Origin of the sequence: Micromonospora sp. U56, from assembly GCF_018070095.1 — a bacterium.
Taxonomy (GTDB): Bacteria; Actinomycetota; Actinomycetes; order Mycobacteriales; family Micromonosporaceae; genus Micromonospora; species Micromonospora purpureochromogenes.
Window position 1 is genome coordinate 35,645 of record NZ_JAGPYL010000024.1, and the last position, 26,062, is coordinate 61,706.

The 26,062-nt window shown below is 72.0% G+C and carries 26 protein-coding genes; 10 read left to right on the forward strand and 16 right to left on the reverse strand.

Going from position 1 to position 26,062, the window contains the following annotated elements; translation table 11 throughout:
- Nucleotides 1–87 precede the first annotated feature (87 nt).
- From KBX37_RS11520 to prfH, 7 genes are all read left to right on the forward strand, one after another.
- Nucleotides 88–1,305, forward strand: coding sequence for a S8 family peptidase (locus tag KBX37_RS11520; protein WP_247657670.1), 1,218 nt, complete (start codon nt 88–90; stop codon nt 1,303–1,305).
- Nucleotides 1,306–1,544: 239 nt separating this feature from the next.
- The gene (locus tag KBX37_RS11525) at nt 1,545–2,474 is read left to right on the forward strand and encodes a hypothetical protein (protein ID WP_210775889.1); all 930 of its coding nucleotides are present in this window, start codon (nt 1,545–1,547) and stop codon (nt 2,472–2,474) included.
- Nucleotides 2,471–2,926 carry an ABA4-like family protein gene (locus tag KBX37_RS11530; protein ID WP_210775890.1) on the forward strand — a complete coding sequence of 152 codons (456 nt, stop codon included), beginning with the start codon at nt 2,471–2,473 and terminating at the stop codon, nt 2,924–2,926. The genes KBX37_RS11525 and KBX37_RS11530 overlap by 4 nt, the downstream gene beginning before the upstream one ends.
- A 4-nt stretch (nt 2,927–2,930) precedes the next feature.
- Nucleotides 2,931–4,169, forward strand: coding sequence for a sensor histidine kinase (locus KBX37_RS11535; protein WP_210775891.1), 1,239 nt, complete (start codon nt 2,931–2,933; stop codon nt 4,167–4,169).
- A complete protein-coding gene (locus KBX37_RS11540) occupies nt 4,166–4,792 on the forward strand; it encodes a response regulator transcription factor (protein WP_210775892.1) in 627 nt (208 codons plus the stop codon). The genes KBX37_RS11535 and KBX37_RS11540 overlap by 4 nt, the downstream gene beginning before the upstream one ends.
- Nucleotides 4,793–5,032: 240 nt before the next feature.
- Entirely contained in the window at nt 5,033–6,220 is a 1,188-nt protein-coding gene (locus KBX37_RS11545) for an RNA ligase RtcB family protein (protein ID WP_210775893.1), read from the forward strand.
- Nucleotides 6,217–6,906 carry a peptide chain release factor H gene (gene prfH, locus KBX37_RS11550; protein ID WP_210775894.1) on the forward strand — a complete coding sequence of 230 codons (690 nt, stop codon included), beginning with the start codon at nt 6,217–6,219 and terminating at the stop codon, nt 6,904–6,906. The genes KBX37_RS11545 and prfH overlap by 4 nt, the downstream gene beginning before the upstream one ends.
- 141 nt (nt 6,907–7,047) lie before the next feature.
- Here prfH and KBX37_RS11555 read toward each other — a convergent pair whose 3' ends face one another.
- The 5 genes from KBX37_RS11555 to KBX37_RS11575 form a co-directional block, all read right to left on the reverse strand.
- Nucleotides 7,048–7,887, reverse strand: coding sequence for an amino acid ABC transporter ATP-binding protein (locus KBX37_RS11555; RefSeq protein WP_210775895.1), 840 nt, complete (start codon nt 7,885–7,887; stop codon nt 7,048–7,050).
- 5 nt (nt 7,888–7,892) lie between these two features.
- Complete coding sequence (locus KBX37_RS11560; protein ID WP_210775896.1) at nt 7,893–8,687, reverse strand: amino acid ABC transporter permease; 795 nt, start codon at nt 8,685–8,687, stop codon at nt 7,893–7,895.
- 103 nt (nt 8,688–8,790) lie between these two features.
- Nucleotides 8,791–9,609, reverse strand: coding sequence for a basic amino acid ABC transporter substrate-binding protein (locus KBX37_RS11565; RefSeq protein ID WP_210775897.1), 819 nt, complete (start codon nt 9,607–9,609; stop codon nt 8,791–8,793).
- A gap of 230 nt (nt 9,610–9,839) precedes the next feature.
- The gene (locus KBX37_RS11570) at nt 9,840–10,898 is read right to left on the reverse strand and encodes a hypothetical protein (RefSeq protein ID WP_210775898.1); all 1,059 of its coding nucleotides are present in this window, start codon (nt 10,896–10,898) and stop codon (nt 9,840–9,842) included.
- Nucleotides 10,899–11,104: 206 nt separating this feature from the next.
- Nucleotides 11,105–11,341, reverse strand: a complete 237-nt coding sequence (locus KBX37_RS11575; RefSeq protein WP_210775899.1) for a preprotein translocase YidC — start codon at nt 11,339–11,341, stop codon at nt 11,105–11,107.
- 416 nt (nt 11,342–11,757) lie between these two features.
- On the opposite strand from KBX37_RS11575, the gene KBX37_RS11580 reads away from it, so the two are divergent.
- Nucleotides 11,758–13,908, forward strand: coding sequence for a glycogen debranching N-terminal domain-containing protein (locus KBX37_RS11580; RefSeq protein ID WP_210775900.1), 2,151 nt, complete (start codon nt 11,758–11,760; stop codon nt 13,906–13,908).
- A 93-nt stretch (nt 13,909–14,001) separates the two neighbouring features.
- Here KBX37_RS11580 and KBX37_RS11585 read toward each other — a convergent pair whose 3' ends face one another.
- Genes KBX37_RS11585 through KBX37_RS11635 form a run of 11 tightly spaced genes read right to left on the reverse strand, consistent with a single transcriptional unit; the run spans nt 14,002 to nt 25,117 of the window.
- Nucleotides 14,002–14,529, reverse strand: a complete 528-nt coding sequence (locus KBX37_RS11585; protein WP_210775901.1) for a hypothetical protein — start codon at nt 14,527–14,529, stop codon at nt 14,002–14,004.
- A 14-nt stretch (nt 14,530–14,543) separates the two neighbouring features.
- Nucleotides 14,544–15,332: a hypothetical protein gene (locus KBX37_RS11590; protein WP_210775902.1), complete on the reverse strand. Its 789-nt coding sequence runs from the start codon at nt 15,330–15,332 to the stop codon at nt 14,544–14,546.
- Nucleotides 15,329–16,585 (reverse strand): MCE family protein, encoded by a 1,257-nt coding sequence (locus KBX37_RS11595; RefSeq protein WP_210775903.1) that lies wholly within the window; start codon nt 16,583–16,585, stop codon nt 15,329–15,331. The genes KBX37_RS11590 and KBX37_RS11595 overlap by 4 nt, the downstream gene beginning before the upstream one ends.
- Entirely contained in the window at nt 16,582–17,991 is a 1,410-nt protein-coding gene (locus KBX37_RS11600) for an MCE family protein (RefSeq protein WP_307849038.1), read from the reverse strand. Before KBX37_RS11600 ends, KBX37_RS11595 begins: the two co-directional genes overlap by 4 nt.
- The gene (locus KBX37_RS11605) at nt 17,988–19,235 is read right to left on the reverse strand and encodes an MCE family protein (RefSeq protein ID WP_210775904.1); all 1,248 of its coding nucleotides are present in this window, start codon (nt 19,233–19,235) and stop codon (nt 17,988–17,990) included. Before KBX37_RS11605 ends, KBX37_RS11600 begins: the two co-directional genes overlap by 4 nt.
- Nucleotides 19,235–20,218 (reverse strand): MCE family protein, encoded by a 984-nt coding sequence (locus KBX37_RS11610; protein ID WP_307849039.1) that lies wholly within the window; start codon nt 20,216–20,218, stop codon nt 19,235–19,237. Before KBX37_RS11610 ends, KBX37_RS11605 begins: the two co-directional genes overlap by 1 nt.
- Nucleotides 20,215–21,246 (reverse strand): MCE family protein, encoded by a 1,032-nt coding sequence (locus tag KBX37_RS11615; RefSeq protein ID WP_247657674.1) that lies wholly within the window; start codon nt 21,244–21,246, stop codon nt 20,215–20,217. Before KBX37_RS11615 ends, KBX37_RS11610 begins: the two co-directional genes overlap by 4 nt.
- Complete coding sequence (locus KBX37_RS11620; RefSeq protein ID WP_210775906.1) at nt 21,243–22,526, reverse strand: MCE family protein; 1,284 nt, start codon at nt 22,524–22,526, stop codon at nt 21,243–21,245. The genes KBX37_RS11615 and KBX37_RS11620 overlap by 4 nt, the downstream gene beginning before the upstream one ends.
- Before the next feature lie 2 nt (nt 22,527–22,528).
- A complete protein-coding gene (locus KBX37_RS11625; RefSeq protein WP_210775907.1) occupies nt 22,529–23,332 on the reverse strand; it encodes an ABC transporter permease in 804 nt (267 codons plus the stop codon).
- Nucleotide 23,333: 1 nt separating this feature from the next.
- On the reverse strand, nt 23,334–24,104 hold the full coding sequence (locus KBX37_RS11630; RefSeq protein WP_210775908.1) for an ABC transporter permease: 771 nt from the start codon (nt 24,102–24,104) through the stop codon (nt 23,334–23,336).
- A complete protein-coding gene (locus tag KBX37_RS11635; protein WP_305798103.1) occupies nt 24,101–25,117 on the reverse strand; it encodes an ABC transporter ATP-binding protein in 1,017 nt (338 codons plus the stop codon). The genes KBX37_RS11630 and KBX37_RS11635 overlap by 4 nt, the downstream gene beginning before the upstream one ends.
- A gap of 161 nt (nt 25,118–25,278) precedes the next feature.
- On the opposite strand from KBX37_RS11635, the gene shbA reads away from it, so the two are divergent.
- Both shbA and KBX37_RS11645 read left to right on the forward strand, forming a co-directional pair.
- Nucleotides 25,279–25,857 carry an RNA polymerase sigma factor ShbA gene (gene shbA / locus KBX37_RS11640; RefSeq protein ID WP_210775910.1) on the forward strand — a complete coding sequence of 193 codons (579 nt, stop codon included), beginning with the start codon at nt 25,279–25,281 and terminating at the stop codon, nt 25,855–25,857.
- Nucleotides 25,854–26,062: anti-sigma-D factor RsdA (locus KBX37_RS11645; protein ID WP_210775911.1), on the forward strand; the 209-nt coding region annotated here is incomplete at its 3' end. The genes shbA and KBX37_RS11645, both read left to right, overlap by 4 nt.

Below are 26,062 nucleotides of genomic sequence, written 5' to 3' on the forward strand. Positions count from 1 at the left end.
TGCCCCTGTCCTCTGGTTCGGGCGGGGCCGGCTGCGGCAACCTCGGCATGGGCCAACCGCCCCTACCGCACGTGGAGAGGAACCCCCATGCGCAAGACACTGGGCGTCGCGATGCTGACCGGCATCGTCGTCGCCGCCTCGGCGACCGGCGCCACCGCCGCCCCCCGCGCCGAGGCGGACAGCGGTTACATCGTCGTCCTCCGCGCCGACGCCAACTCGTCGTCGGTCGCCGCCGAGCAGGCCAGGGCCAACGGCGCCACGATCGGCCACGTCTACGAGCACGCCCTGCGCGGCTACTCCGCCCGGATGAGCGCGACCGCCGCCGGCCGCATCGCCCGGGACCCGCGGGTGCTCTTCGTCCAGCCCGACGGGGTGGTGACGGCCACCGCCCAGACCACGCCGACCGGCATCAACCGGGCCGACGCCGAGCTGAGCCCGACCGCGAAGATCAATGGCGCGGACGAGCGGGTCGACGTCGACGTGGCGGTCATCGACACCGGCATCGACCTCACCCACCCCGACCTGAACGTCTACACCGCCGGCGCCAAGAACTGCTCCACCGGCAACAGCGCGAACGACGGCAACGGCCACGGCTCGCACGTCGCCGGCACGATCGGCGCGCTCGACAACAGCATCGGCGCGGTCGGCGTCGCCCCGGGCGCCCGGGTCTGGCCGGTACGGGTGCTCAACAACGCCGGTAGCGGCACGTTCTCGGCCATCATCTGCGGCATCGACTACGTGACCGCGCACGCCAGCGAGATCGAGGTCGCCAACATGAGCCTGGGCGGATCCGGCTCCGACAGTGCCTGCGGCAGCAACAAGGACGCCATGCACGAGGCGGTCTGCAGGTCCGTCGCCTCCGGCGTGACGTACGTCGTCGCGGCCGGCAACGAGACCGACAACGCCGCCAACCACGTACCCGCCGCATACGACGAGGTCATCACCGTCAGCGCTCTCGCCGACTTCAACGGGCTCCCCGGTGGCGGCGCGGCAGCCACCTGCCGCAGCGACGTCGACGACACCATCGCCGATTTCTCCAACTTCGGCGCGGACGTCGACCTGATGGCCCCGGGTGTCTGCATCTACTCCACCTGGAAGGGCGGCAGCTACAACACCATCTCCGGCACCTCGATGGCCAGCCCGCACGTCGCCGGTGGCGCCGCCCTCTACAAGGCGACCCACCCCACGGCCACCCCGAGCGCCGTGAAGTCGGCCCTCCAGTCGGCCGGTACCACCAACTACAGCTGGCCGGCGGGTGACCCGGACGGCATCCAGGAGAAGCTGCTCAACGTCGCCACCTTCTGACCGACGCCCGACCGCCCCGGCCCGGATCCGGGCCGGGGCGGTCACCTCCGGACAGGCCGCCGCCCACCTCGACCGGCGACGAGGACAAGCCTCTCGCTCCGGGTACGCGGGCCAGCAGCCGTTCCCGGGTCCGATGGTCCGTCTCCTCCCTCGGGAGGAGGCGCGGCTCCGACCGCCGGCCGCTTCAAGGGCCCGAGGTCGGGCGCGATCGGGAGGCGGGTTCACGAGCATCTACAGGTATGGCTACCGCATTGCGCCGGGCGGCACACTGGCACCGCCCCATGATGGTCTTCGTCGCGGGGATGGCGGTGCTCGCCGTCGTCGCCGCGATCGGCATCCTCGCCGATCCCCGCGTCCTCACCGGCGTCCCGATCTGGCTCAAGCCGTTCAAGTTCGCCGTGTCGTTCGTGCTGTACGGCACCACCCTCGCCTGGATGCTCTCCCTGCTGCCGCGAAGCAGCCGGACCGCGGAGCGGGCGGGCACGGTCATCGTCGCGATGTCGCTGGCCGAGATGGCGGTGATCGTCGGGCAGGTGCTGCGCGGCACGACCAGCCACTACAACGAGACGACTCCGCTGAACGCCGCGCTGTGGCAGGTGATGGGCGCGTCGATCATGGTGCTCTTCGTCGCGCACCTCGTCATCGGCATCGTGGTCCTGCGGCAGCCGATGGCGGACCGGGTCGCCAGGTACGCGGTCGGGTGGGGGCTCGGCCTGTCCCTGCTCGGCATGCTGGCGGCGATACCGATGGTGGTGCCCGGCCAGGACGTGGCCGCCGAGGGGATCGCCGGGGCGCACAGCGTGGGCGTACCGGACGGCGGGCCCGGGCTTCCGCTGGTCGGCTGGAGCACCACCGGCGGGGACCTGCGGATCGGGCACTTCGTGGGGCTGCACGCCCTGCAGGCACTGCCGATCCTGGCGATCCTGCTGAGCCGGTTCCTCGGGACGTGGCTGGACGAGCGCAGCCAGGTGCGGCTGGTGGTCGTCGCGGGCGCCGCCTACGGCGTACTCACGATCCTGTTGACCTGGCAGGCGCTGCGCGGACAGCCGCTGCTGCGGCCGGACGCCCTCACGCTGGCCGCCGCCGCGGCCCTGGCGGCCGCCACCGCGACCGCCGCCGCACTGGTCCTCGTCCGCCGACGCCGCCGCGAACTGGCGCTGGCCGCATGACCGGGACGCTGTTCACCCTGACCTTCGCGCTGGCCGCGCCGTTCTGGGCGCTGATGCTGCTGCTGCCGCGCTGGTCCGGGACCGCCTGGATCATCTCCTCTCCGCTGATCGTGCTGCCGGTCCTGGTGAGCTACGCGCTGCTGGTGCTCCCGGCGCTCGCCGACGTGCTGCCGGCCGTGACGGCGCCGACCCTGCCGGGGGTGCGCGACCTGCTCGGCAGCACCGGCGGCGCGGCGGCGGCCTGGGCGCACATGGTCGGGTTCGACCTGTTCGTCGGCCGGTGGGCCTGGCTGGACAGTCGGGAACGGGGGGTGCCGGCGCTGGTCATGGCTCCGGTGCTGGTGCTGACGATCCTGCTCGGGCCGCTCGGGCTGGCCGCCTACCTCGGTCTCCGGGCGAGGTGGGCCCGGCCGGCGGTCGTTCCGGCCCGCGAGCCGCAGCGCCTAGGCTGATCCGATGGGGTGGGTGGGACGGCTCTTCGACGCGCGCGACACGTTCGCGCGGATGCTGCTGCTCGACCTCAGCGGCGTCGGCTACCTGGTCTTCGGCGCCCACGCCGGACGGTCACCGACGACCACACAGTGGATCCTCGCGCTGGTCGCGTTCGCCGTCGGGCTGGTGTGCCACCGCCGGGCGCTGGTCAACCTGGTGGCGCAGGCCGCGCTGCTGGCGGTCGCCATCCAGCTCGTCGACGACACCACGATCAACCAGGTCGGTGCCAGCTGGGCCCTGCTGGAGCTGGCCATGCGGGCGGACCGGCCGCGGCTCATCTGGCTGGCCGCCGGGCTACTGGCCGCGGTGGACCTGACCGACTCGATCGGCGAGGAGTTCCGGCGGTTCCTCTCCGGCGTCTTCGGGCTGACCGCGGAGGTCGGCGTGCCGCTGCTGCTCGGCCTGGTCATCCGTACCACCCGGGAGCTCGGCCGGCAGGCCGAGGAGCGGGCCGCGGCCGAGCAGCGCCGGCGCGAGTCGGAGAGCCGCGCCGCCCGCGCGGACGAACGCAGCGCCATCGCCCGCGAGCTGCACGACGTGGTCGCGCACCACGTGGCGTCGATGGTGCTGCGGGTGGGCGTGGCCCGGCACGTGCTGACGGAGCTGGATCCGCGGGTGGGCGAGGTCTTCGACGACGTGCACGGCACGGGGACCGCCGCCCTGGCGGACCTGCGCCGGCTGGTCGCGGTCCTGCGCGACCCCGCCGGGGTACGCGGGGACGCGGCGCTGACCGCGATCGAGCCGGCGGCGCTTCCGGCGGCCCTCGGCGCGGCGGTCGACCGGGCCCGCCAGGCCGGTGTCACCGTGGAGGCCGACATCGACCCGGCGGTCGGTTCGCTCGACGCCGTCCGGGGCCTGGCGGTGTTGCGGCTGACCCAGGAGGCACTGACCAACGTGGCCAAACACGTCGGCACGTCCGCGCGGGCGCGCCTGGCGGTGTCGGTGGTCGACGGGGCCGTGCACTGGGAGGTCCGCGACGACGGGCGCGGGCGGGTGCCGGCGGCGGTACCGCCCGGCGGTGGCCACGGCATCACCGGCATGCGCGAGCGCGTCGAGGTCCTCGGCGGCCGGCTGGAGGCCGGCCCGACCGGCGCGGGTTGGCGGGTACGCACCGTGCTCCCGGCCGCCGCGTCGACCGCTTCCCCCTGCCCGCCGGTCCCCCGCGCCGGCTCGGCCGCACCCCACGGGACGGAGCTCGCATGATCCGCGTCCTGCTGGTCGACGACCAGCACCTCATCCGCGCGGGCCTGCGCATGCTCTGCGACGCCCAGCCCGACATCGAGGTCGTCGGCGAGGCCGACAACGGTCGCGACGCGATCAGCCTCGCCGCGCGGCTGGTACCCGACGTCGTCGTGATGGACCTGCGCATGCCCGGCGTCGACGGGATCACCGCGACCAGCCGGATCCTCGCCGACCGTCCCGCCACCCGCGTGCTGGTGCTGACCACCTTCGGCGACGACGACCACCTCTATCCGGCCCTGACCGCCGGTGCCTGCGGGTTCCTGCTCAAGGACGCACCGCCCGCCGACCTGCTCGACGGCGTCCGCCGCGCCGCCGTGGGCGACAGCCCGTTCAGCCAGGAGGTGCTGCAACGCCTGGTCCAGCGCGCGGTGCACGCCCGCCCCGAGACGCCGCAGCCGGCCCCGGGGCTGACGGCGCGCGAGCAGGACGTGCTGAACCTGGTCGCCGAGGGGCTGTCCAACACGGAGATCGCCGACCGGCTGCACATCGGCGTCACCACGGTGAAGACCCACATCACCAGCCTGATGACCAAGACCAACAGCCCCAACCGGGTACGCCTGGCCCTGTTCGCCCGCGGCGGCTGAGTGACGCCTGCGCAGGCGGGAAGCGCGCGCTGATCAGATCAGGCGAGGAGCTGCCGGAGGCTCTCCGGTCCGCTGTCCCTCCGCCCCGCGCGGTCGAAAGTCGCTTGCCGCGCACGGTGGGCTCCGGGATGGTGTGTCCATGACGCTCTGACGGACAGCACCCCCTGCTCCAGGCCATCGCGGCGCCGACCGGCGCCGTCATGCCGCCCGTCCGTACCCTTCCGCGAGAAGCGAGCGTCCTTGTCTCAGCACCACTCCCGGCGGGAGTCCCTGCCGCCGTCCACCCCGGCCACCGTCACCGTGTTCGCCTCCCCCACAAGCTGGATCGAGTCGAATGCCCTCGCGCAGTGCCAGCAGGTGGCCGCCCTCGACGGCATGATCCACGTCGCCGGCATGCCGGACCTGCACCCGGGCAAGGGCGCCCCCATCGGCGCCGCCATGGCGTCGACCGTGTTGTATCCGTTCCTGGTGGGCTCCGACATCGGTTGCGGCATCGCCGTGTTTCCCATGAAGCTCAAGCGCGCCGTACCCGAGAAGCTCGCCGCCCGATTCCCCGACCTCGACCGCCCGCTGGACCCCGAGCGGGATGCCGACGACCGGGCCTGGGCCGTCGTGGAGGGCGACGTTCCCGCCGGTCACGTCGAGGGCCTCGGAACGGTCGGCCGGGGTAACCACTTCGTCGAGCTGGCGCGGATCGACAGCGTCGTCGAGCCGGGCCACGCGAGCCGTCTCGGGCTTGCCGTAGGCGACCTCGTTCTCATCGTCCACAGCGGTTCCCGAGGGCTGGGCGAGCGGATCCTGCGGGCGCACACCGAGGTCCACGGCGCGGGCCGCGCCCCTGATGCCGCCGCCTACCTGGCGATGCATGGCGACGCCGTACGCTGGGGTTCGCTCAACCGGCGGCTGATGGCCGCCCGGGTCGCCCACGCCCTGGGAGCGGAACCCACCGAGCCGATCGTCGATCAGTGCCACAACCTGGTCGAGGTCCGCGACGGGGTCTACCTGCACCGCAAGGGCGCGGCGCCGGGTGACGGCCGCGACGTGCTCATCGCCGGTACGCGAGGCACTCCCTCCTACCTCGTGGCCGCCCACGCCGGCCCGGATGCCAACCACTCCGTGGCCCACGGCGCGGGGCGCAAGATGTCCCGGGCGGACGCCCTGCGCCGGGGCCGGGCCAAGCACACCGTCGAGGAACTGCGCCGTACCCCGGTGGGGTCGCTGGTGGTGTGCGGGGACCGTCAACTGCTCTTCGAGGAGGCGCCCACTGCCTACAAACGCATCGAGCAGGTGATCAGCGACCTCGTCGACCACGACCTGGCCACCCCCGTGGCCACCACCGTCCCCCTGGTCACCTACAAGACGCCCGACATCGGGTCGGCGCCCCGATCGGACCGCCGGAACCACCGCCGTGAGCGGGGCCGGCCATGAGCGTCCACCTGCTCATGTCCGCCGGGCGTGGCCCGCAGGAGTGCGCCTGGGCGCTGGCCCAGCTGCTGGGCCGTCTGGCGGCCGACGCCACCCGGCAGAATCTGGTGACCCATCGGGTCCAGACCGTACCCGGGGACCGGCCCGGCACCTACCGGTCGGCACTGGTCGAGATCTCCGGCGCCGGCGCCGAGGCGTTCGCCGCCTCGTGGAGCGGAACCCTGTGCTGGCAGGCCCCCAGCCCCTACCGCGCGGACGCCGGCCGGAAGAACTGGTACGTCACCGTCCGACCGTGTCGGCTCGACAGCCCGGTCACGACCTTCACGGAAGAAGATGTCGACATCGTCGCCTGCCGTACCGGCGGCCCCGGCGGCCAGCACCGCAACAAGGCCAGCACGGCGGTACGGGCGACCCACCGTCCCTCCGGCATCGTCGTCGTGGTCGACACCGAGCGGCAGTTCAGCCTCAACCGCCGCATTGCGATCCAGTTGCTGCGCCAGCGCATCGAGCACGGCGACGAGACAGCGCGGCGCGCCGCCACCACCGCCCGATGGCGCATCCACGACGAGCTCGTACGGGGCAACCCCACCCGCGTCGAACGTCCGCATCCGTCAGGACAGGACACGGCCACACCGCATCGGCCACGCCAACGACGGCGGCAGTCCGCACAGCCGCGCTCACCGCGGTAGGAACATCGCATCCGCCACCAACGGGATCGACACAGCGAAGCCGCGTTCAGGAGAAGCTGACGCGGGGCGGGTCAATGCGGCGGCGTACCCATGCCCGCCCTCCGGTACGGTTCCGGCACGGCAGGTCAGGATGAGCGGCTGTCACAGATTGTGGCGGTCGTCGGCCGGCAGGCGAGGCGGTTCCGGCGGCTCGGGCGACTGGTCGGGCTGACCAAGCTGCGCGACCTGGGTCGGATCGAGGACCCGAGAGAGGAACGAGCGGGTCCGTTCGTGCCGCGGCGCACCGAGCACCTCCTGCGGCGGCCCCTGCTCGACCACCACGCCCCCATCCATGAACACGACCCGGTCGGCCACGTCCCTGGCGAACGCCATCTCGTGGGTGACCACCATCATCGTCATGCCGTCCTCGGCCAGGTTGCGCATGACGGTGAGCACGTCACCGACCAATTCCGGATCGAGCGCGGAGGTCGGCTCGTCGAAGAGCATCAGCTTGGGCTCCATCGACAGCGACCGGGCGATCGCCACCCGCTGCTGCTGCCCGCCGGAGAGTTGCGCCGGGAACGCGTCGGCCTTGTCGGTCAGCCCGACCCGCTCCAGGTTGTTGCGCGCGATCCGCTCTGCCTCGGCGCGGCCGCGCCGGAGCACCCGGCGCTGGGCGATGGTGAGGTTGTTCAGCACGGTCAGGTGCGGGAAGAGGTTGAACGACTGGAAGACCATCCCGATGCCGCGACGTACGGAGTCGATCTCGACATCCGGGTCGGTCATCTCGACCCCGTTCACCCAGATCTTGCCGGCGGTCGGCTCCTCCAGCAGGTTGACGCACCGCAGCAGCGTCGACTTGCCGGATCCGGACGGCCCGATGACACAGACCACCTCGCCGTGGCCGACCTCGAAGTCGATGCCCTTGAGCACTTCGAGCGGACCGAAGGACTTGTGCAGGTCGCGGATCTCGACGGCGGGGCGGGGTTGGGTGGTCGTCATGTTGGTCACCGAGCCTTGGCGTAGCGGAGTTCGAGACGTCGTACCACCTGGGAGAGGGGCAGCGTGATGACCAGGTAGGCGAACCCGGCCACCAGCAGCGGGGTGGCGTTCACCCGGTCGTTCAGCGTGTCCCGACCGAACTTGGTGACCTCGATGGTCTGCGCGGTCACGCCGAGCACGTACGCGAGCGACGAGTCCTTGGTGAGCAGGATGAGTTCGTTCGTCAGCGGCGGGATCACCACCCGGAACGCCTGCGGGATGACAATGGTGCGCATCGCGGTGAAGTGCGACATGCCGAGGGTGCGCGCCGCCTCCATCTGCCCCTTCGGCACGGCCTGGATGCCCGCCCGGATGGTCTCGGCCATGTACGCCGCGGCGGTCAACCCGAGACCGATCGCGATCGAACCGAACACGCCGCCCGGAATCTCGCGCTCCGGGAAGGCGATCGGAATGCCGTACCCGACGAGGAAGAGCACCAGCAGCGCGGGCAGACCCCGGAACAGCTCGATGTACGCGGTTGCGACCCAGCGGTACGGCGCCACCCGGGACAGCCGCATCAGCGCGAGGATGGTGCCGAACACGAGGCCGAAGGCGAACGCACCCAGCGTGTAGAGGATCGTATTGCGCAGCGCGACGGTGATGATCGTCGGGAACATCGACTCGATGATGTCGACGCGGAAGAACGCCTCGCTGAGCCTGTCCCAGTCCGCGGCGAAGATCACCGCGGCGATGACGGCGATGAAGGCCAGGTACTGGAGCCAGAGGAACAGCCGCTCTCGCTGGCGGCGTCGCAGCTTCACTGTTCGATGCTCCTTGCTACGCACAGGTTGAATACGCGCTACGCACAGGTTGAATACGCGGAGGGCGCGCGACAGGCGCGCACCCTCCGGTCGTGGGGTTCGATCAGGCGTTCGGCCGCTTGCCGATCCACTTCTCGTAGACGGCGTCGTACCTGCCGTCCTGCTTGGCCTTGGCCAGCACCTCGTTGATCTTCTTGAGCAGTTCCGGGTTGCTGTCCTTCTTCACCGAGAACCCGTACTGCTCGCCGGTGTCGAACTCGGCCGCCACCTCGAAGCCGCCGGGGTGCTCCTTGATGTACTCGGTCCAGACCGGCAGGTCGTTGATGGCGGCCTCCACCTGGCCGTTGGCGAGGGCCTGCTGCAGGGCGGCGAGATCCTCGAACTCGACGAGCTGCAGGCCCTTCTCCTTCTCGAACTTCCGGGCGTAGTCACGGCCCGTGGTCGCCGCCTGGACGCCCAGCTTCTTCCCCTTGAGGTCGTCCAGCGACTTGAGCGGCTTGCCGGTCTTGACCAACATCGCCTGCGTCGCGTCGAAGTACGGGTCGGAGAAGTTCATCACCTTCTGCCGTTCCTCGGTGATCGTCATGCCGGCGGCAGCCGCGTCGCACTTGCCGGTGTTCAGGTCCTGGCCGGACTTGATCCCCTCGAACGGTGTATCGACGATCTTCTGCTCCACGCCCAGTTCCTTGGCGACCAGGTCCATCACGTCGACGTCGAACCCGATCACCTTGCCGCTGGGATCCTTGGACTGGAACGGCGCGTACGGCAGGTGGGTGCAGACGGTCAGCTTGCCCTTCTCGACGAGCTTGACCCCGCTGGCCTGGACCTCACTGTCATCCTTCTTGGCGCATCCTGCGCTCACCGCGAGGGCGGCGATCGCCGCGATCAGGCCAGCCTTACGGACTGCGCTGTGGAAAGTCACGCTGTGTCCCTCCGGTTCGGCGCCCGTATGACAGGCAGCCAGTGTTGGTGCAAAGACGATGTGACAGGCGACGGTACCTGATTCGGCAGGACGTACCTAGATCACGCCGACTCTTGAGTCGATCCTGTCGCCGTCACGGTCAGTAAACCCCGGCATTCGGCATGAAACCGGGCGCCAGTGGGCGGCGCCAGCAGACCGGGCCAACAACCCGCGCGACGCCGCCCGGTGGGCTACCGGGTGGTCGTGCAGCTGCCGTCGGAGTCGGTGGTGCCGCCGAGGTCGACGATGCGCGCCCGGACGGCCCGGCAGTTGCCGGGACCACTCCGGCTGGTGTTTCCGCTGATCACGGAGCCCTTCAGCTCCACCGCGCCGGGTCCGGACCGGTCCTCGGTGCTCCCCGGCAGGTAGGCCAGGGAGATGTTGATACCGCCCCCGCCGTCCTCGGCGTAGTTCTCGGTCACCTCGGAGTCGACCACGGTGACGGTACGTACGCCGCGGACGTCAATGCCACCGCCCAGCCCGGCCAGTTCCCCCGGGCGGGTGGGGTCGTGCGGATTGCTGACCCGGTTGCGGGTGATCGTCGACCGCTCGACCAGGCCGACCGAGTCGAACCGCAGCCCGCCAGCCTCACCCGCCTCGTTGTCGTCCACCAGGCTGTCGCGCAGGGTGAAGGAGGTGAACGGGATGCTCTGGACCGCGCCGCCGAAGCGGGCGCTGTTGCCGGTGAGCCGGACCCGCTCCATCGTGAGGTCGGATGCGTTCAGCGCGGCGCCCCCGCCGTAGTAGTTGTAGACCGAGGCGACCGGGGCCGACACGCCGCCGGTAATGGTGAGGTCCGAGATGGTGGCCGGTCGCAGGACGGTGAAGACCCGGTCGAGCCGACCGCCGTCGATGACAGTACGGTCCCGGCCGGCGCCCACGATGGTGGTGGGCTTGAAGATCTTCAGGTTGCCGTGCGCGGTGTCGGCGAGGGTGTAGTCGGTGAAGGCGCGGCCGGCCAGCGGGCGGATGCGCAGGGTGTACCGCCCGGCGGGAACCACGATGGTCGAGTCCGACTGTGCGTTGGCCTCCATCACCGCAGCGCGCAGCGTGCAGAGGCCGTCGGCGGTGCGGCACCGCCCGTCCCCGGGCGTCGGATCAGGAGCGTCGGAGGTGCTGTCCACTTCGAACCTCCCCGGCGGCGGGGTTACCGCACTGCCCCAGGCGGGGGCGCCGGGGACGGCGACGACGGTCAACGAGAGGGTCAGCGCGCCCGCGGCCAACCGCGGCGCATTCATCAGGTTCTTCATGCGCCAATAGCTACCGCCGGGTAAGCCCGCTAAACGAGCGAAGAACCCCAAAGGGTGTGAAGCATCGCATCCGACCCGTTAACCATCAGTTCATCACGGTCCCCTAACCAGGCGACGTGGACCGCCGGGTACTGCTGTTCGCTGCCGTCGAGTGCAGGGGTGTGAACGCCCGGCTGGTCGCGTACCGCTGTCAACCGGTGGACGGGTCAGCGGGCGGCGTCCGGGTGCCCGCGCATGCCGGAGCTGCCGCCGCTGCCACCGGAGGAACCACCGGCCACGCCCGAGCCGTCGTCCTCGGTGACCAGGTCCGGGCGTACGTCGGTGTCGTCCGGGGCCGGGACCTCAGTGTCCGCTTCCACCTGGACGAGCCGGGCCTGGCCGGCCTCGTCCTCGGCGTGCTCCGGATCGACCGGCTGCTTTCCTTGCCGCGCCCTGTACCCCACGGCCGTCTCCCGTCGGTGGTGGATCTGTCCGGCGACGGCTACCCGCCGCCGTCGGGGCAAAACCTTGTCGGTGCACGCCCGCACCCTCGTGCGTCCGGGCGCCGCCGGTGCCTCCGCCCCGCGCGCCCCGACCCGCCACCCCCCGCCCGCGCCGACGCCCGCCCGCGCATGCGGGTGCACTTTCGGAGAAAGAGTGGCCTTGGGAGCCGGAATGGCCACTCCTTCTCTGAAAGAGGGCACCGGGGAGGCGGCGGGGTGTACCGGCGGTGGGAGGGGGTAGGCAGGGCCGGCGGACCGGCTGGCTGCGGCCGGGGTTGAGTCGGGGATCAGGGGGGGTGAGGAGGGATGCTGGTTGCGCAGGCGTCACCTGGTCACCGCGTCCGAACCGGCCCGCGCCACCCGCCGCCGCACCGCCGATGAGCCGGGTCCGGAACCTGCGCGTCCGCCCCGACCTGCTGTACGTGGCGAGCGGGTGGAGCACCCTGGTCACCGACGTGCGGGGCCGGATCGCCGGCGTCGACCCGCAGGGCTTCTTCGCGCGCAACACCCGGGTGCTCAGCGCCGAGCGGCTCACGGTGGACGGCCGGGAACCGGTCGCGTTCAGCACCGCGAACGTGCGGGGTCACGCGCAACTGTCGTACGCCGAACTCGGCGACGGCGAGGCGCTGCCCGCGCAGGCGGTCTACCTGCTGACGGAACGCTTCGTCGGCGACGGGCTGCGCACCCGGCTGACCGTGGTCAGCTACGCCGCCCGGCCACGCACCCTGCCGGTGCGGATCCACCTCGCCGCCGACTTCGCGGACACCAGCGAGGCCGAGACGGGACGCCGCCGGCAGTTCGGCGACGTCGACCGGGCGTGGGACCCGGCGGAGCGGGAACTGCTCCTGACCTACCTGCGCGACGACCTGGACCGGGCGGTGGCGATCCGGGTACGCGCCGACGTCCCCGTCCGGTACGTCGACGGCGCGCTCGCCGTCGACGTCACGGTGCCGCCGGGTGGCAGCAGCCGGGTGGATCTCCTCGTCGAGCCGGTCTTCGACGGCGAGCGCCTGGTCGCGCCGCCGCCGACGTTCACCGGCCCCACCGACGCCGCCACGGCCGCCGGCGCCCGCCTCGCCCGCGAGTTCACCCGGCTGAGCAGCAGCAACTTCGACGTCACGGCGGCCTGGCGGTGCGCGGTCGACGACCTGACGGTGCTGCCGCTCGGCGAGCCGGCCGGGCCGACGGCGCCGATGGCCGGGTTGCCGATCTACCAGGAGATCTTCGGCCGGGACACGATGACCGCGTCGTGGCAGGCGTTGCTGGCCGGGCCGACGATGCTGGCGGACAGCCTGCGGCTCAACGCCCGCCACGTCGGGCAGCGCGTCGACGACCGGCGCGACGAGGAGCCGGGTAAACCGCTGCACGAGGCCCGCCTCGGCCCGGTGTCGGTGCTCGGGCTCGACCCGTTCACCCACTACCACGGCGACTGGTCCACGGCGCCGGACTTCCTGGTCTTCCTCGGGCAGTACCTGGCCTGGACCGGGGACCTGGACACGGTGCGGGAACTGCTGCCGACGGCGCACCGCGCCCTGGACTGGCTCGACCGGTACGGCGACCTGGACCGGGACGGCTTCCTGGAGTACCACTGCCGCGCCCGGTCCGGCCTGAAGAACCAGGGGTGGAAGGACTCGGACACCGCCGTCGTCGACGAGCACGGGCAGGTGGTGTTGAACCCGATCGCGAGCAGCGAACTCCAGGCGTACTGGTATGCCGCGCTGCGGCACGCCGCCGTGGTGTTCGCCGCGACGGGCCGGCCCGCCCTCGGCGCGAAGCTGGTGGCCCGGGCCCGCGCGTTGCGTCGCCGCTTCCACCGGGCCTACTGGATGCCCGATCAGGGCTGCTACGCGATGGCGCTCGGGCCGGACGGGCGGCAGGTGCGGTCGGTCAACTCCAACGACGGCCACCTGCTGACCACCGGCATCGTGCCGACCCGGGTCGCCGGCCTGGTCGCCCGCCGGCTGCTGGCGCCCGACATGTTCAGCGGCTGGGGGGTGCGCACCCTGTCGGCGGCGCATCCGGCGTACAACCCGTTCAGCTACCACCGGGGCAGCGTGTGGCCGGTGGAGGCGGGCACCATCGGTCTCGGCCTGGCCCGGTACGGCTGCTGGACGCAGCTGCACCGGCTGGCCGAGGGGATGTTCGCCGCGGCGGCGCTCTTCGCGGACCACCGCCTGCCCGAGGTGCTCAGCGGCCTGCCCCGCGACGACGCCCATCCGCATCCCGGCGTCTATCCCGACTCCTGCTCGCCCCAGGCGTGGTCCGCCAGCTCGGTGGTCGCGCTGGTCCAGGCGCTGCTGGCGCTGCGCCCGGCCGCACCGCTGCGGACGATCTTCGTGGACCCGCACCTGCCGGAGTGGCTGCCGGACCTGACGCTGGAGGGCGTACAGGTGGGACGGGCCACCGTCGACCTCACCGTCCGCCGCCGCCGCGGCGGCCGCACGTCGATCCGCGCCCGCGGCGACCGGATAGCCGTGGTGCGTCGTCCGACGCTGCAGGCGACGGCGGTCACCCGCCACCGCTCCTGACCAGCGGTACGCCGCCGGCGCCCGTCGGTCCGGATCGCCGCCGTCGGACAGAAGGGGTGGCGATGCCGTCCGGGAGAGCCGCCTACGAGGACCTCAGATGGCCGTGGCCTTGGCTACCTTCCACTCGCCGTCGACCGGGACCAGCGTGAGCACCACGCGGTTCTGGTCGACCTTCTCCCCGGCGGTGTTCACGTTGCGCCGGAACTGGTTGAGGTACACCAGCAGCTCGACCCGGTCGGTGGTCGCGGTCACCACGCCCGTCGCGGACACCTCCGCAGCCACGACCGCCTGCTGCTTCGCGGCGGTCTGCTTCAACGCCGCCGTGGTCTGCTCGTACTCCTTGCCGAAGGAGCCGGTGGCGAAGCTGCGGCCGTTGGCGACGCTGTCGTCGAAGGTGCGGTAGTCGTAGGAGAAGATCGCCTTGGCGGCGGCGGGCGCGGTGGCCAGCGCCTGACGTACGGCGGTGTCCCGCTGCTCGGCGCGGTGGTCGCCCCACCACGCCAGACCGGCGACGGCGGTCGCGACCACGATCGCCACGACCAGAGCCGGGACGAGCCCGATCCGGGCGGCGGGCCGCCGGAGCACGCGCGGCCGTCGCGCGAAGTCGACCAGGGTACGCACGGGTCCTCCCTTTCTCATCCGACGAACTGCAGGCGGGACACCAGCCACCGGCCGGAGTCCTTGTCGTGGACCAGGTCCATCTGGATCCGGTAGTGCGACGGCCGCCCCTCGGGCGACTTGATGTTCTTGACGGTGGCGTCGACCGCCACCAGCACGACCGCCCGGCTGCGGTCACCGGAGACCAGCCCGGCCCGCAGCACCGACCCGCGCGAGTCGACCTTGTTCTCCACCACCGCGGCCCGGACCTGGGACTGCCCCCGGCTGAACTCGTCCTTGAAGTCACCGGTGGCCCCGGCCGTGATCCGTTGGATGTCCCGGTCCACGCTGGCCGCGCTGACCGAGACGAAGTTGACGCTGGCCTGCTTGGCGGCGGCGATCGCCTCCTGCCGGGCCTGGTCCGTCGCCCGGTCGACGTACCACCGGTGACCGGCCATGCCGGCGGCGGCGAGGGCCGCGGCGAGCACCACCACGAGCAGGACGATCAGCGGGCGCCGCCGTCGCGTCGGCGCTGGCGTGGCCCGCTTCTCCGCGGGGCGGCCCCCGGCGGCCTTTTCCGGGGGAGCGTCCGCGTCCGCCGGGTCGTCACCGGCCGCCGGATCCGCCAACTCCGCCGGGTCCTCGGCCGGTTCCTGGTCGAGCCGCTTCAGCAGGTCCTCGATCGGCTCCTCCGGCTGGGGAAGCTGACGGGGGACCATCCGGCGTTGCGCCGCCCGGCCCGGCACTCCAGGCTTCGCCCCCTTGATGACTTTCAGCGTGTGGTTCCTGCGTGCCTGCATCGCCACCTCCTTCTTCGCGCCGGTCACGGGGTCACCCCGGCGAGCAGCAACTGCTTCCACGACTGGTCCCCGGCCATCCGGGACTGACCACCGGTCCCGCCGAACTGCAACGGTCGACCGTCGGCGCCGAGCACCAGGCCGGTCGCCGGGTCGTACCCACCGGTGGTGGTTCCGGCCCTCGGCGCGGCGCCGGACGACGCCGGGCCGGCCGCCGGTTCCCGGCCCCCCGGTCGGGGGGCGTTGGCGTTGCCGCGCACGCTGGCGCCGGCCGCCCGCTCTCCGGCGTCGCACTTCGCGTTGCCACCCCCGTACACGCAGGACGGCGGGTCGTTGGCATTGACCACCAGACCGAGGTGCACGGTGCCGTCGCCCGGGGTGACGGTGAAACCGCCGGCGACGGCGATCGGGTACACCACCAGCATCTGCTCGATGCCGGGCAGCCGCCGGGCGGCGATGCCGTTGACGGTCACCAGGTTGCCGAGCAGGGTGCCGACCGTCGGTTCCAGTCCCCGTAGCAGCGCGGACAGTTCACGCCCGGCGGGAGGTCCAGCGGCGAGCAGCCGCCGCAGGTCCGGGTCGGCCTCGCGGAGGGTGGCCGCCAGCTGGGCCAGGCCGGCCGCCCACCGGCGCAGCGCCTCGGCCGACTCCGCTTGGGTGGTGAGCACGGTACGTCCGTCGTCGATCAGCGCGAGCGTCTCCGGCAGCCGGGCGTCCGCCTCGGTCAGCAGCGCATCCCCGGCGTCGAGGATGCTGGCCAGCGCCGTCTCGTTGCCCTCGAACGCGGTGCCGAGTTCGGTGATCAGGACGGTGAGGTCCTCCGGGTCGACCGAGCGGACCAGGGCGTCGAGGTTGGTCAGCAGGACCTCCGGGGCGAGCGGGACGCCGGTCCGGTCCGCCGGAATCACCGCCCCGTCGGCGAGGTACGGTCCGCCGTCGCGGTCCGGGCGCAGGTCCACGTACTGCTCGCCGACGGCGGAGCGCTGCGCCACCACGGCCCGCAGATCGTCGGGCACCCGGACGTCGCGCTGCAACCGCAGGTCGGCGCGGACCCCGTCGCCGTGCAGGGCGACCGCGGTGACCTGGCCGACCGGCACCCCGCGATAGGTGACCGGGGCGTTGGGGAAGATCCCACCGGCTCGGGTGAGGTCCATGTGGACGACGTAGCTTCCGCCGAGCAGCCGGTCGCCGACACCGACGTAGCGGACGGCGACGTAGCCGACGCCGAGGACGCTCACCAGCACGAACGCCAGAACCTGCAGTCTCGCGGTACGTCCGATCATGGCTTCAGTCCCCCTCCGAGGATGTCCGGCAGGCCGCCGATCTGTCCGGTCACCGCGCCGGTCACCGGCAGCACGCACTGCGCCGACATGACGGTGCCCGGGGGCAGTTCGGTCCCGGCGGGGAAGGCGGTGCCCGGTGGCACGACGCCCTTGGGCAGGATCAGTCCGCCGACGGGCACCGTCGAGCCGGGCTTGAGCAGGACGCAGCCCTCCGGCAGCAGACAGTCCTTCGGCGGCGTCCAGGTGGCGGGGAACCTGTCCGGGTCGGGCAGGCACTCAAGGATCGGCAGGCCGGGCAACGAACCGGTGCCGGGCAGCGGGACGGCGGGCGACGGCCCGCCGGCGGCGGGCGGCCTGGCCGGAGTGGCCGTTCTCGGCGGCGCCGTCGGGCCTGCCGGCGCGGGGGCCGCGGCGGCCAGGTTCGCCAGGATCGAGGCCGAGTCGAGGTCGGCGGTGACGGACAGGTTGACGAAGTCGCCGACGATCGCGCCGGTGACGTTCGGCGGGAACGGGTACGACAGCATGAAGTCCAGGGACTTCGGCAGGTCGTCACCGGCGCGTACCAGCTCCTCCAGGATTGGTTGCAACGCCCGGAGGTTGGCCACGGTGTCGTCGCGGCTGCGGTTGACGACCCGGGTGCCGACGTCGCCGAGTTTGTCCAGGGCGGTCAGCGCGCTGGTCAGTTGGGCGCGCTGTTGGGCCAGCACGGTCAGGCCGGGGGCGAGGGAGTCCACCGCGTCGCCGAGCACCTGCTTCTGCCGGTTGAGCCGGCCGGTCAGCCGATCGAGGGCGTCGAGGGCGCGGACCAGGTCGGCCTTCTGCTTGTCCAGCCCGCCGATGAACTCGTCGAGCTGGCCCAGCGCGTCCCGGACGGCGGGTTCCCGTCCGGCGAGTGCGGTGCCGAGTTCCTGGTTGATGGTCCGCAGTTGAGCCAACCCGCCACCGTTGAGCAGCAGGCCGAGGGCGGCGAGGACCTCTTCCACCTCGGCGCCGCGGTTGGTGCGGGACAGCGGAATGACGTCGCCGTCGACGAGTCGGTTGGTCGAGGCTCCGCTGACCGGCGCCGCGACGGTCACGTACTTCTCGCCCAGCAGGCTGCTCTGCCGGACCGCGGCAGTGGCGTTGGACGGCAGGCGCACGTCGGTGCCGATACGCAGGGTGACCCGCGCGGTCCAGCCGGCGAGGGAGATCTTCTCCACGCTTCCGACGGTCACGTCGTCGACCTTGACGGCGGCCTGCGGCACCAGGTCGAGCACGTCGCTGAACTCGGCGGTGACGGTGTACCCGGCGCCCTTCGGGGCGCCGCCGGGCAGCGGCAGGTCGGCGAGGTCGGGCAGGCCGCACCCGGTCGGGAGCAGCGCCACCAGGACCGCGCCGGCCAGGGCGCGCAGCGCCCGGGCGGTCACGGGGTGCCCCGCAGGATGCCGCCGAGGGTGGGGTCGCTGGTGATGCCGGAGCCGCCCGGCGCCTGGTCGGGGATCGGCGCACCGGGGGAGCTGATGGGAGGTCCCGGTGAGGACCCGCCGGTCACCGGGGCGCCGGGCGGCAGCTTGAGCAGCTTGCGCAGCTGGTCGGTCATGGGCAGCCCGCGCTGGTGCAGGGTCTGCGCGAGCGCCATGCACTTCGCGGGCACCTCAGCGGCGGGAAGCTGGTCGACCAGCAGGGAGCACGCGAAGCTGGCTGGGTCGTACGGGCCCATCGCGTTGTCGCGGGTGTCCAGGGTCCCGGAGCGTGGGTTGTACGAGAGGGCGAGGTTGTTCACGGCGAGCGGGGCGACGTCGAGGATCTCGATGACCGCCTGTTGCTGGCCGACCAGCACGCTGGTGATCTCCGTCAGCGCGGCGACGTTGGAGGTCAACGCGGCCCGGTTCTGCTTGACGAATGCGGTGACGTCGGCCAGCGCGGTGGCGAGGTTGCGCAGCGCGGCGGCCAGCTCGTCGCGTTGGCCGGCCAGCTGTTCGGCGACGTCGGCGAGTTGCCGGTTGAAGGCGCGCACCTCCCGGTCGCTGCGGGCCAGCGCGGTGGTGAAGCGTTGCAGGTTGGCGACGGAGCCGAAGAGGTCCTGCCGGCCGTCGGAGAGGGTGGTCAGCGCCCGGGACAGGCCGTCGAGGGTGTCGTGCAGGTTCTGCCCGTTGCCCTCCAGGTTGGCCCGGCCGGTCGCGACGAGGTCGGACAGGGCGCCGTCGCGGTTGGCCCCCGCCGGGCCGAGGGTGCGGTTGAAGTCGTCGAGCGCCTGGTAGACATCGTCGATCTCCATCGGCGCGGCGGTCCGCTGCAGCGGGATCTCCGCCCCGTCGGTGAGCCTGGCGCCACCGGCGTAGGCGGGGGTGAGCTGCACGTACCGGTCGCTGACCACGCTGGGCGGAACGATGAGCGCCTGCGCCTCGGCGGGGACGTCGATCCCCGGGTGGTACGACATGGTGACCTTGACACTGCGGCCCTGCGGGGTGACCGTGAGCACCTCGCCGACGCGAACGCCGAGCACCCGCACGTCCGATCCCGGGTACACCCCGACGGCACGGGAGAAGTAGGCGACCACCCGCCGGTCGGGTGTGCCGTCACGGAGGACGATCACGCCGGCGGCGACGGCCACCAGCAGGGCGGTGGCGACGGCGACCGGTCGTCGCCAGCGCTGGATGGGACCGGGCATCAGCGGCCTCCCCTCGTCGGTTGGTACGGCTGGAGCAGACCGGCCACGTACGAGTCGAACCAGCGGCCGTTGCCGACCACGTTGGCGAACGTCGAGACGAAGGGGCCCATCCGCTGGATGGTCTTCTCCAGGTCGTCCTTGTTGCGCTGCAGGATGGCTACCACCTCGCGCAGCTTGCGCAACGCGGGCTCGATCCGGGCTCGGTTGTCGGTGACCAGTCCGGAGAGCTGCGTGGCGAGTTCGTCGGTGCCGACGAGCAGCTTGTGGATGGCGTCCCGACGCCGGCTCACCTCGGCCAGCAGCGCCTCGCCGTCGGCGACCAGCTTGCGGAACTCCTCGTCCCGGCTGGCCAGCACCGTGGTGACCGAGCGGGCGCGGGAGAGCAGGGTCCGCAGTTCGGCGTCGCGGTCGGCGACCGTGCGGGAGAGCCGGGAGAGTCCGACCAGGGAGGCGTTCACGCTGTCGGGCGTGTCGGCGAAGGTCTCGGACAGGGTGGTGAAGGCGGCTGCGAGCTGTTCGGTGTCGATCTTGTCGAGGGTGTCGGCGAGTCCGGTGACCGCCTGCACCACGTCGAACGGTGCCGCCGTCCGGGCGAGGGGGATCTGCCCGCCCTCGCGCAGCCGCCCGGGCCCGGCCGGTATCAGCGCCAGGTACTTCTGGCCGAGCACCGTCTTGATCCTGATCATGGCGCTGGTGTCGCTGCCGAGGCGGACGCTGTCGTCGTCCAGCCGGAACCGGACCCGGACGTAGGGCGCACCGTCTCGGGCGAGCTCCACCGCGGTCACCTTGCCCACCCGCACCCCGGCGACCCGCACCTCGTTGCCGGTGGTGAGGCCGCTCGCGTCGTGGAAGGCCGCCTGGTAGGCGCGTCCGGTGAGATCGGCCAGCCGGTCGAGCTGGAAGGCGCCCAGCAGCGCGGCGACGATCAGCGCCAGCCCGACCGTGCCGACGACGACGGGGTTGCGTTCCCGGAACGGTCTCACTGGCTGCCTCCCGCGCATCGGGCGGCCGGGGCGCTGAACGTGGGCACGTCGATCGGCGCCCGGCCGGCCACCGCCACGTTGCCGTCGAAGTCGCAGAGGTAGAAGTTGAACCAGGAGCCGTAGGAGGCGACGCGGGTCAGGGACGCGTACCGCTCCGGGAGCCGGCCGAGGGTGCCGTCGATGACGGCCGCGTTGCGGTTGAGGTTGCCACTGAGTTCGTCCAGGGCTCGGATGTCCGCGGCGAGCGGTGGTCGTACCTCGTCGATCAGCGCGGACGTGGCGGTGGTGAGCTCACCGATGCTGACCAACGACTCGCCGATGGCCTTGCGGTCGGCGGAGAGCCCGGAGACGAACTGCTGCAGCTGGCTGATGCTCTGGTCGAGGTTGCGGTCCCGTTCGGCCAGCGTGGCCAGGACGCCGTTGAGGTTGATGACGACCCGTCCGATGACGGCGTCCCGGTCGGCGAGGGTGTTGGTCAGCGACGCGGTGCGTTGCAGCAGGCTGCTCACCGTGCCGCCCTCGCCCTGCAGCACCTGGATGATCTCGTAGGCGAGCTTGTTGACGTCGTCGGGATCGAGGGCCGTGAACAACGGCCGGAACCCGTTGAACAGGACGGTGAGGTCCAACGCCGGCGTGGTCTGGCCGAGCGGGATGAGCCCGTCGGCCCGCAGCGGCCGCCCCTCCCCCGGCCCCTCGCTGAGCGCCAGGTATCGCTGACCCACCAGGTTGCGGTAGCGGATCTTGGCGCGAACGCTGGTAGCCACCGGGACGTCGCGGGTGACGTTGAAGGCCACCTCCGCGACGGTGCTGTCGACCACCTTGATCCGGCTGACCTGGCCGACCTTCACCCCCGCGACGCGTACGTCGTCCCCGGGGAGCAGCCCGGTGACGTCGGTGAACCGGGCCCGGTAGGTGACGCCGCCGGGCGGGAAGGCACCGAGGGTCTGCGCGAGCAGCGCGGTCAGCAGCAGGGTCACCGCGGCGAAGACCACCAGCTTCAGCAGGGGCGCCATGGTCTTGCTCGTCATCGGGCGTTCACCACCCCTCCGCGTAGCAACGGCCCCCAGAGCAGGACCGCGATGTCGGGAACCTCCGCCGGCGGGGTGCCGGTGACGGCACCGACGAGAGGATTGACCAGGGCACGCTCCTCAGCGGTGCCGGCCCGGCCCATGCCCGGGGACCCGCCGGCCGGCGAGGTCCCCGGCAGGCCGACCGGCAGCGGCGTACGAGGGCGCTCGCCCCGGTAGTCGTAACCGTCGTTGATGGGCACCTCGGGCGCCGGCTTCCCCGGGTCGGGCACGCCCCGACAGTGCGGGCCGTCGTGCGCGCCGTAGACCGGCTCGTCGCGACCCTTCTCGTACTTGCCGCCGTCGCGGGTGACCTCGAGGGTGATGTGCATCCGCCCGCCGGCGAAGACCTCCTCGACGCGGGGTTGCAGGGCGACCAGGCCGCTCATCATGCACGCGTACTCCGGGGAGTACGTGGCAAGCAGTTGCAGCACCGGTCGGCTGACCTGGCCAAGGGAAATGAGCTGGTCGCCGTGGCGGTCCAGGAAGCCGCGCGTGAGGTCCGCCGTGTCGGTGGTCTCGATGAGGAACGCCGCCAGCTGTTCACGCTGGTCGGTGACGGTGCGGGAGGTGACGGTCACGTCGCGCAGCAAGGCGAGCAGGTCGGGCAGCGCGGCGTCGTAGCTGTCCAGCACGACCGCCAGTTTCCGGATGTCCTCCGCGATGGTCGGCATGGCCGGGTTGAGCTGCTTGAGGTATGCGTCGAGCCGCTCGACGTTCGCGCCGAGCTGCTCGCCGCGTCCCTCCAGCGCGGTGGCGATGGCGCCGAGCGTCGCGGCAAGCTGGTCGGGCCGCACCGCCTGCAGCAGGGGCAGCGCCTGGTCGAGGACCCGTTCCAGCTCGACGGCCGTACGGCTGCGGTCCTGGCCGATGACCGCGCCGTCGCGGATCGGTGCGGCCGGGCCGCCGGTCGGCGGGACGAGTTCGACGTACCGCTCGCCGAAGAGCGTCTTGGGCAGCAGCCGCGCGCTGACGTCGGCCGGAATCAGGGGCGTCGTGGCCGGGTCCAGGGCCAGCCGGATCCTCGCGCCGGCGCCCTCGCTGCCCACCGAGCGCACCTCGCCGACGACCACCCCGCGTACCTTGACGTCGGCGCCCGGGCTGAGCTGCAGCCCGGCCCGACCGGCGTGCAGGGTCACCCAGGCGACCGGCGTGAACGCCTTCTTGTACTGCAGCACGGAGGCGGTCAGCGCCGCGGTCAGCAGGGCGATGAAGACGATGCCCAGAATGCGATTTCTCATGTTCACCCCGCGATCCGGACGGTGGTGGTCGCGCCCCAGATGGCCAGCGACAGGAAGAAGTCGACGATGTTGACCGCGACGATCGCGAGCCGGACGGCCCGCCCGACCGCGACGCCGACACCGGCCGGTCCACCGCTCGCGGTGTAGCCGTAGTAGCAGTGCACCAGCACCACGATCACGCTGAAGACCAGCACCTTGAAGAAGGACCACAGCACGTCGACGGGGGGCAGGAACAGATTGAAGTAGTAGTCGTAGGTGCCGGCCGACTGATCGAAGTAGAAGACGGCGATGGTGCGGGTGGCCAGGTAGCTGGTGAGCAGCCCCACCACATAGAGCGGGATGACCGCGATGAAGCCGGCGATCATGCGGGTGGTGACCAGGAACGGCAGGGATGGCACGCCCATCACCTCGAGGGCGTCCACCTCCTCCGAGATCCGCATCGCGCCGAGCTGGGCGGTGAAACCGCAGCCGACGGTGGCCGACAGCGCCAGCGCCGCCACCAGGGGGGAGATCTCACGAGTGTTGAAGTACGCCGAGACGAAGCCGGTGAAGGCGCTGCTGCCGATCTGGTTGAGCGCCTGGTAGCCCTGCAGGCCGACCTCGGTGCCGGTGAAATAGGTCAGGAAGCAGATGACGCCGACCGTGCCGCCGACCACGGCGAGCGCGCCGGAGCCGAAGCTCACCTCGGCCAGCAGCCGGACCACCTCGCGCTTGTAGCGGCGCACAGTGCGCGGGGTCCAGGCGAAGGCGCGCAGGTAGAAGGCGAGCTGGCCGCCCAGGTCGTCGAGGTACCGCAGGCCCGGCATGTCAGCTTCCCTTCTGCGGTACAACCTGGAAGTACACGGCCGTCACGACGAAGTTCAGCGCGAACAACAGCATGAAGGTGATCACGACGCTCTGGTTGACCGCGTCGCCGACGCCCTTCGGGCCGCCCTTGGCGGTCATCCCCTTGTAGGAGGCGACCAGCGCGGCGGCCGCACCGAACAGCAGGGCCTTGACCTCGCCCACCAGCAGGTCAGGCAGCTGCCCCAGCGCCTGGAAGCTGGCCAGGTACGCGCCGGGCGTGCCGCCCTGCATGACCACGTTGAACAGGTAGCCACCGCTCACCCCGACCACGCTGACCAGGCCGTTGAGCAGGACGGCGACCAGCATCGAGGCGAGCACGCGCGGCACCACCAGGCGCTGGATCGGGTCGATGCCCAGCACCTGCATGGCGTCGAGTTCCTCCCGGATCTTGCGGGAGCCGAGATCGGCGCAGATGGCCGAGCCACCCGCGCCGGCGATGATCAGCGCGGTGACGATCGGGCCCGCCTCGCGGACCACCGCGAGCACCGACGCGGCCCCGGTGAACGACTGCGCGCCGAGCTGCCGGACCAGCGATCCGAGCTGCAACGCGATGACCGCGCCGAAGGGGATGGAGACCAGCGCGGCCGGCAGGATGGACACCGAGCTGATGAACCAGGCCTGCTGGACGAACTCGCGGACCTGCACCGGCCGGCGGCCGAGGCCGCGCAGGGTGTCCAGGCAGAACGCGAAGAAGTCGCCGGTGGCGCGGACGGCGGCGACGGGGGCGCTCATCCGGCCACCTCCCGGTGCCGCCGCCCGTCGGCGGCGAGCTCCCGGCCCAGCTCGATGGTCGGCTGCGCGGTGTCGCGGCGGCCCTCGAAGGAGCCGGGTGGCGGGGTGACGCCGTTGTCCCGGCACCACTGCCCCGGCGGGCGCTCGGCCTGGCGGGGCAGCCCGTCCGAGGGCGGCAGCTGCAGCGGGATGGGCGGCAGCGGGGGCAGTTCGGCCCCGGCGTCCGCCTCGGCCTGCAACTCCTCGGCGTCCTTCTCCTCGGCCATCCCGATCGGGCCGACCCGCTGGGCGTTGAGGAACTGTCGCACCACCGGCTCGGTGCTGGACAGCAGCATCTCCCGCGGCCCGAACATGGCCAGGTGCCCGTGGTAGATCAACCCGATGTTGTCCGGCACCGTACGCGCGGTGTTGATGTCGTGCGTGACGATCAGGAACGTCGCCCCGGTCCGCTGGTTGAGGTCGATGATGAGCTGGTTGAGGTACGCGGTGCGCACCGGGTCCAGCCCGGAGTCGGGCTCGTCGAACAGGACGATGCGGGGCTCGAGCACGAGCGCGCGGGCCAGTCCGGCCCGCTTGCGCATGCCGCCGGAGATCTCCCCGGGGAGCTTCTTCTCGGCGCCGACCAGGCCGACCATGTCGAGCTTCTCGTTGACCACGTCGCGGATCTGCGACTCGGACTTGCGGGTGTGCTCCCGCAGCGGGAACGCCACGTTGTCGTAGATGGTCATCGAGCCGAACAGCGCGCCGTCCTGGAACAGCACCCCGAACAGCTTGCGTACCTCGTACAACGCGCGGTCGGAGAGCCGGGGCAGGTCCTTGCCCTCGATCCAGATCGAACCGGCGTCGGGCCGCAGCAGCCCCACCAGGGTCTTGAGGAGCACCGACTTGCCGGTGCCGGACGGGCCCAGCAGCACGGAGATCTCCCCCGCCGGCAGGGTCAGGCTGATGTCCGACCAGACCGGCTGGCCACCGAAGGACTTGGTCAGTCCCTGCACGGCCACTTCGACACCCATGCGCCCTCCCTCCGTCGACATCAGTGACATCGGGCCGGCCGGACGGAACGCAACACACTTCTTTGCGCACGCCGGCAGCCACAGAGGGTGACCTATGCAAAGTGGCCCACGTCTCGATAGCGTGCCGTTAACCCGCCGGTAATGAAGGTGCCTCGCAATCCATGACCACAGCGATCGAGCCAGAGCTCGTCCGCCGGGCCGCCGATGGCGACCCGACGGCGGTGTCGGCCCTGCTCACCGACGTACGGCCGCGGCTCGTCCGCTACTGCCGGGCTCGGCTGGGCCGGGTCGGTGGGGCGTACACCACCGCGGACGACGTCGCGCAGGAGGTCTGCCTGGCGGTGCTGAAGGCCCTGCCCCGCTACCGGGAGCAGGGCAAGCCGTTCTCGGCGTTCGTCTTCGCCGTCGCCGCGCACAAGGTCGCCGACGCCCAGCGGGCGGCGGTACGCGACTCCGCCGTCACCATGACCGACACCCCGGTGGAGCACCCGGACGCGGCGCCGGGACCGGAGCAGCAGGCCGTCGCCACCGACCTGGCTCGCCGGCTGTCGGTGCTGTTGCAGCGGCTGCCCGACGTCCAGCGGGAGATCATCACGCTCCGGGTGGCGGTCGGCCTGACCGCCGAGGAGGTGGGCACCATCCTCGGCATGTCGGCGGCGGCGGTACGGGTGGCCCAGTCCCGGGCCCTCGCCCGGCTCCGTACCCTTGCGGGCAGCGGACTTGACGAGGTGGCGGCATGACCAGGCACGAGCCGGACAGCGGCGAGCAGCTGGACCTCGGCACGGTCACCCGCGACGACCTGCTCCTCGATGCGCTCGGGCGGGGCGAGGAGGGGGCCGACGGCGACGACCTCGCGGCCATGCTCGCCGCCTGGCGGGCCGACCTCACCGCCGACGTCGAGGAAACCGGGACGAGCGACCGCTTGCCCGCCGTCGGCACCCACGC

Coding starts and splice junctions, on each gene's coding strand:
- prfH (WP_210775894.1), top strand. CDS start 6,217: ATGAGCGTCCACCTGCTCATGTCCGCCGGGCGTGGCCCGCAGGAGTGC.
- KBX37_RS11595 (WP_210775903.1), bottom strand. CDS start 16,585: ATGATCGGACGTACCGCGAGACTGCAGGTTCTGGCGTTCGTGCTGGTG.
- KBX37_RS11525 (WP_210775889.1), top strand. CDS start 1,545: ATGGCTACCGCATTGCGCCGGGCGGCACACTGGCACCGCCCCATGATG.
- KBX37_RS11520 (WP_247657670.1), top strand. CDS start 88: ATGCGCAAGACACTGGGCGTCGCGATGCTGACCGGCATCGTCGTCGCC.
- KBX37_RS11630 (WP_210775908.1), bottom strand. CDS start 24,104: ATGAGCGCCCCCGTCGCCGCCGTCCGCGCCACCGGCGACTTCTTCGCG.
- KBX37_RS11555 (WP_210775895.1), bottom strand. CDS start 7,887: ATGACGACCACCCAACCCCGCCCCGCCGTCGAGATCCGCGACCTGCAC.
- KBX37_RS11540 (WP_210775892.1), top strand. CDS start 4,166: ATGATCCGCGTCCTGCTGGTCGACGACCAGCACCTCATCCGCGCGGGC.
- KBX37_RS11620 (WP_210775906.1), bottom strand. CDS start 22,526: ATGAGAAATCGCATTCTGGGCATCGTCTTCATCGCCCTGCTGACCGCG.
- KBX37_RS11530 (WP_210775890.1), top strand. CDS start 2,471: ATGACCGGGACGCTGTTCACCCTGACCTTCGCGCTGGCCGCGCCGTTC.
- KBX37_RS11580 (WP_210775900.1), top strand. CDS start 11,758: ATGAGCCGGGTCCGGAACCTGCGCGTCCGCCCCGACCTGCTGTACGTG.
- KBX37_RS11615 (WP_247657674.1), bottom strand. CDS start 21,246: ATGACGAGCAAGACCATGGCGCCCCTGCTGAAGCTGGTGGTCTTCGCC.
- KBX37_RS11535 (WP_210775891.1), top strand. CDS start 2,931: ATGGGGTGGGTGGGACGGCTCTTCGACGCGCGCGACACGTTCGCGCGG.
- KBX37_RS11570 (WP_210775898.1), bottom strand. CDS start 10,898: ATGAAGAACCTGATGAATGCGCCGCGGTTGGCCGCGGGCGCGCTGACC.
- shbA (WP_210775910.1), top strand. CDS start 25,279: ATGACCACAGCGATCGAGCCAGAGCTCGTCCGCCGGGCCGCCGATGGC.
- KBX37_RS11605 (WP_210775904.1), bottom strand. CDS start 19,235: ATGCCCGGTCCCATCCAGCGCTGGCGACGACCGGTCGCCGTCGCCACC.
- KBX37_RS11625 (WP_210775907.1), bottom strand. CDS start 23,332: ATGCCGGGCCTGCGGTACCTCGACGACCTGGGCGGCCAGCTCGCCTTC.
- KBX37_RS11635 (WP_305798103.1), bottom strand. CDS start 25,117: ATGGGTGTCGAAGTGGCCGTGCAGGGACTGACCAAGTCCTTCGGTGGC.